The sequence below is a fragment of the Ideonella sp. P3_A4 genome, from assembly GCF_056403075.1.
The window spans coordinates 1-4,813 of the sequence record NZ_JBFUGE010000458.1 but is presented as its reverse complement, the minus strand read 5'-3'; the positions used below and the strand labels follow the sequence as shown (position 1 = coordinate 4,813).

4 protein-coding genes are annotated in these 4,813 nt (G+C 66.3%); all 4 read right to left on the bottom strand.

What is annotated here, in order from left to right:
* Positions 1 to 532: formate dehydrogenase FDH3 subunit beta (gene fdh3B, locus AC1DYI_RS26700; RefSeq protein ID WP_477207153.1), on the bottom strand; the 532-nt coding region annotated here is incomplete at its 3' end.
* A 123-nt stretch (positions 533 to 655) separates the two neighbouring features.
* A complete protein-coding gene (locus tag AC1DYI_RS26695) occupies positions 656 to 3,643 on the bottom strand; it encodes a formate dehydrogenase subunit alpha (RefSeq protein ID WP_477207152.1) in 2,988 nt (995 codons plus the stop codon).
* 51 nt (positions 3,644 to 3,694) lie between these two features.
* A complete protein-coding gene (locus AC1DYI_RS26690; protein ID WP_477207151.1) occupies positions 3,695 to 3,916 on the bottom strand; it encodes a formate dehydrogenase in 222 nt (73 codons plus the stop codon).
* 97 nt (positions 3,917 to 4,013) lie between these two features.
* Entirely contained in the window at positions 4,014 to 4,604 is a 591-nt protein-coding gene (locus tag AC1DYI_RS26685; RefSeq protein ID WP_477207154.1) for an arylesterase, read from the bottom strand.
* Between the last annotated feature and the right edge of the window lie 209 nt (positions 4,605 to 4,813).

Here is a 4,813-nt window from a genome sequence, read left to right as displayed (position 1 = left end):
CCAGCACGCGGTTGCGGAAGATGTCGGCCACCACGTCGCCGTCGCCGCCCAGCAGTGCCTTGGTCGAGCACATCTCGGCGCAGGCCGGCAGCTTGCCTTCGGCCAGGCGGTTGCGACCGTACTTCTCGAACTCGGCTTGCGAACCGTTTTCTTCCGGCCCGCCGGCGCAGAAGGTGCACTTGTCCATCTTGCCGCGCATGCCGAAGGTGCCGTTGCTCGGGAACTGCGGCGCGCCGAACGGGCAGGCGTAAGAGCAGTAGCCACAGCCGATGCACACGTCCTTGTCGTGCAGCACCACGCCTTCGTCGGTGCGATAGAAGCAGTCGACCGGGCACACCGCCATGCACGGCGCGTCCGAGCAGTGCATGCAGGCGACCGAGATCGATTTCTCGCCCGGCACACCGTCGTTCAGCGTGACCACGCGGCGCCGGTTCACGCCCCAGGGCACCTCGTGTTCTGCCTTGCAGGCGGTGGTGCAGCCGTTGCATTCGATGCAGCGTTCGGCATCGCAGATGAACTTCATTCGAGCCATCGTGTTCTCCTCAATCGCTGCACGGTGCGGTGGACTTCTTCAAGGTCGGCCACGGATCCGGCTTTGCCGGTCCGTTGGGCGCGCCCCCTCGGGGGGCAGCGACCGGAAGGGAGCGTGGGGGCTTCATGACACGCGTTCTACCTGGCAGACCGTGGTCTTGGTCTCCTGCATCATCGTCACGCTGTCGTAGCCATAGGTCGTGGCGGTGTTGATCGCCTCGCCGCGCACGACAGGGTGGGCCCCCTCGGGGTAGTAGGGCAGCAAGTCCACGCCACCCCAGCGGCCCGAGAAGTGGAAGGGCAGGAAGACGGTGCCGGCGTCGACCCGCTCGGTCACCTGCGCCTTGACCTTCAGACCCTTGAACTCGGGCACCGCGGCCATCGGCGGTGTCTTGACCCAGACCCAATCGCCATGGCGGATGCCGCGGTCATTGGCGGCCTTTGGGTTGATCTCGATGAACATGTCCTGCTGCAGCTCGGCCAGCCACGGGTTCGAGCGCGTCTCTTCACCGCCGCCTTCGTACTCGACCAGGCGGCCCGAGGTCATGATCAGCGGGAAGGTCTTGCCGATGTCGGCGTTCTTGTCCTGCACGGTCTTGTAGAGCGTGGGCAGGCGCCAGAAGGCCTTCTTGTCGTCGTGCGTCGGGTACTTGGCGACGAGGTCCGGCCGCGTGCTGTACAGCGGCTCGCGGTGCTTCGGGATCGGGTCGGGGAAGTTCCAGACGATCGCGCGCGCCTTGGCATTGCCGAACGGGTGGCAGCCGTGGTTCTTCATCGCGACGCGGATGATCCCGCCCGACGAATCGGTCTTCCAGTTCTTGCCTTCGGCCGCCTTGGCTTCGGCCTCGGTCAACTCGCCCCACCAGCCGAGCTTCTTCAGCAGCAGGTGGTCGAACTCGGGGTAGCCCATCGTCAGGTCAGAGCCCTTGGAGTGCGAGCCGTCGCCGGCCAGCAGCGAGACACCTTCACGCTCGACGCCGAAGTTCGCGCGGAAGTTGCCACCACCGTCCATCACATGCCGGCTGGTGTCGTACAGGTTGGCCGAGCCGGGGTGCTTCATTTCCGGCGTGCCGTAGCAGGGCCAGGGCAGGCCGAAGTAGTCGCCGTCGAGCGAGTAGCCGGTCGCCTTGTCGATGCCGCCCTTGGCGCGCAGTGTCTTCACGTCGAAGACGTTCATGTTGCGCATGTGGGCCTTCAGCCGCTCGGGGCTCTGGCCGGTGTAGCCGATGGTCCAGACGCACTTGTTGATTTCGCGCAGGATCGACTCGGGCTCAGGCTCGTCCAGCCCCTTGATCTTCTGCATCTTGTAGTTCTTGACCAGCTCCTTGCCGAAGCCCAGCTTGTCGGCCAGCTGGTACATGATCATGTGGTCGGAGCGGCTTTCCCACAGCGGGTCGATGACCTTCTCGCGCCACTGCAGCGAGCGGTTGCTGGCGGTGYATGAGCCGCTGGTCTCGAACTGCGTGGCGGCCGGCAGCAGGTAGACCGCGCGCTTCGGGTTCAGGTCTTCCGGCTTGCCGGGCATCGCGGCCATCGCTGCGGTGGCCGAAGGGAACGGATCGATCACGACCAGCAGGTCGAGCTTGTCCATCGCCTTCTTCATCTCGAGCCCGCGGGTCTGCGAGTTCGGCGCATGGCCCCAGAAGAACAGGCCGCGCAGGTTGGAGTCCTGGTCGATCAGCTCGTTCTTTTCGAGCACCCCATCCACCCAGCGCGACACCGTCATGCCRGACTTGGCCATCATGCCCGGCGCGTACCGTTTCTTGATCCATTCGAAGTCGACATCCCAGGCCTTGGCGAAGTGCTTGAAGGCGCCTTCGGCCAGCCCGTAGTAGCCGGGCAGCGAATCGGGGTTCGGGCCGACGTCGGTGGCGCCCTGTACGTTGTCGTGGCCGCGGAAGATGTTGGTGCCGCCGCCGCTGACACCGACGTTGCCGAGCGTCAGCTGCAGCAGGCACGAGGCGCGCACGATCGCGTTGCCGATGGTGTGCTGCGTCTGGCCCATGCACCAGACGACGGTGCTCGGCCGGTTGTCGGCCATGATCTTGGCGACCTTGAAGCAGGTCGCTTCGTCGACGCCGCAGGCTTCTTGCACCTTGTCCGGCGTCCAGACGTTGAGCGCTTCTTCGCGCACCTTGTCCATGCCGTAGACGCGGTCCTCGATGTACTTCTTGTCTTCCCAGCCGTTCTTGAAGATGTGGTGCATCAGGCCGAACAGGAACGGGATGTCGGAGCCCGAACGGATGCGCACGTACTCGTCCGCCTTCGCTGCCGTGCGCGTGAAGCGCGGGTCGACCACGATCATCTTGCAGCCGGTCTCCTTGGCATGCAGCATGTGCAGCATCGACACCGGGTGCGCTTCGGCGGCGTTCGAGCCGATGTACATCGCCGCCTTGCTGTTCTGCATGTCGTTGTAGGAGTTGGTCATCGCGCCATACCCCCACGTGTTCGCGACGCCGGCAACGGTGGTCGAGTGGCAGATGCGCGCTTGGTGGTCGCAGTTGTTGCTGCCCCAGAAGCTGACCCACTTGCGCAGCAGGTAGGCCTGCTCGTTGTTGTGCTTGGACGAGCCGACGATGAAGACCGAGTCCGGCCCGCTGGCCTGGCGCAACTCGAGCATCTTCTTGCTGATCTCGTCCAGCGCCTGGTCCCAGCTGATCTTCTGGTACTTGCCGTCGACCAGCTTCATCGGCGTTTTCAGCCGGAATTCACCGTGACCGTGCTCGCGCAAGGCGGCGCCCTTGGCACAGTGCGCGCCCAGGTTGATCGGCGAGTCGAAGACCGGCTCTTGCCGCACCCAGACGCCGTTCTCGACCACCGCGTCGACCGCGCAGCCCACCGAGCAGTGGCCGCAGACGGTGCGTTTGACCTCGACCTTGCCAGCGCCGTCGGCCGGCTTGGTCTCGTCGGCCGCGCGGGCATTGCGCACCAGCATCAACTCGCCGGCGGCGATGCCGGCACCAACACCCAGGCCCGAGCGGCGCAGGAAGGCGCGCCGGTCCATCGTCGGCATCGCGCGGGTCACGCCGCGGGACAGGCTGGCCACCAGGCTGGATGAGCCAGCGCCGTGGGGGCTTGCGTCGTTCGAAGGAGCTCTGCGGGTCAGCAGCATGGTGTCTCCTGGCGGCCGCCCCGGGCGCGCCGGAGCACCTCGGTGAAAACGTCAGACCTTGGCGGTCTGGTAGTAGCGCTGGACGTGCGCGCTCAGGCGGTAACCACCGCCTTGTGGCTTGGGGGCCGGGTCGGTGTTCGCAGTTGGAGGTGCCACGGGCACCAGGGGCAGGGCCACGGCGGTGGCGGCGAGTGCGCCGGCCGCACTGGCGCCGGCAAACAGGCGGCGTCGCGACACGGGTGTCGGCGGGTTCGGTGAGGTCGGGTCAGCCACGGCAAAACCTCCAAGCGGTGGGGGCCGCCAGATATGTAAAGGTTTGCATGTGTCGGGCGCCAAAGCACCCGTGAATACCCTTGCGCCGGGCGCGGGTTCAGCGCAGCGCGGCTTGTACCAGCAGGCGCAGCGTCGGCCAGACGTTGTCGACGATCAGCGGGTGGGCCTTGGCCAACGGGTGGATGCGGTCGCTCTGGAACCAGTCCTCCGCGTCGGGCCGGTCGGCAATGCCTTTGAGCAAAAAGGGAACCAGCGCGATGCGCTCGGCCCTGGCCACGTCTTCGAAACTCTTGGCGAAGTCTTCGGTGTACTGGCGGCCGTAGTTCGGCGGCACCTGGATGCCGGCCAGCATCACCTTGGCGCCGGTGGCCTGGGCGCTGCGAACCATCGAGGCCAGGTTGTCGCGCGTCTGGGCCAGCGGCAGGCCGCGCAGCGCGTCGTTGCCACCCAGCTCGATCACCACCACCTTCGGCGTGTGCGTCTTCAGCAGCGCCGGCAGCCGGCTGCGGCCTCCGGCGGTGGTGTCGCCGCTGATGCTGGCGTTGACGACCTCCATCGGCAGCTTCTCGCGCGCCAGGCGCTCGCCCAGCAATGCGACCCAGCCGCTGCCGCGTGCCAGGCCGTACTCGGCCGACAGGCTGTCGCCGACGACCAGCAGCTTGGGCGGCGCGGCGGCCTGCGCCGGCATGCCGGCCGCCAACAGCAGCGCCACGAGCCAGACGCTACAGTCGGCCACGAGCCGGCGGGCAATCTCTTGCCACGCCTTGATGAAGAAATTCAATCCACGCATGTCCGAACCCATCATTGCCGTCGAGCACCTGACCAAACGGGTGACCGATTCCACCGGCACGCTGACGATTCTCCACGACATCAACTTCACCTTGCGGACGCAGGAGT

Excerpts from the sequence above, each read along its gene's own strand:
- AC1DYI_RS26685 (WP_477207154.1), bottom strand. The coding sequence starts at position 4,604 with ATGCCGGCGCAGGCCGCCGCGCCGCCCAAGCTGCTGGTCGTCGGCGAC.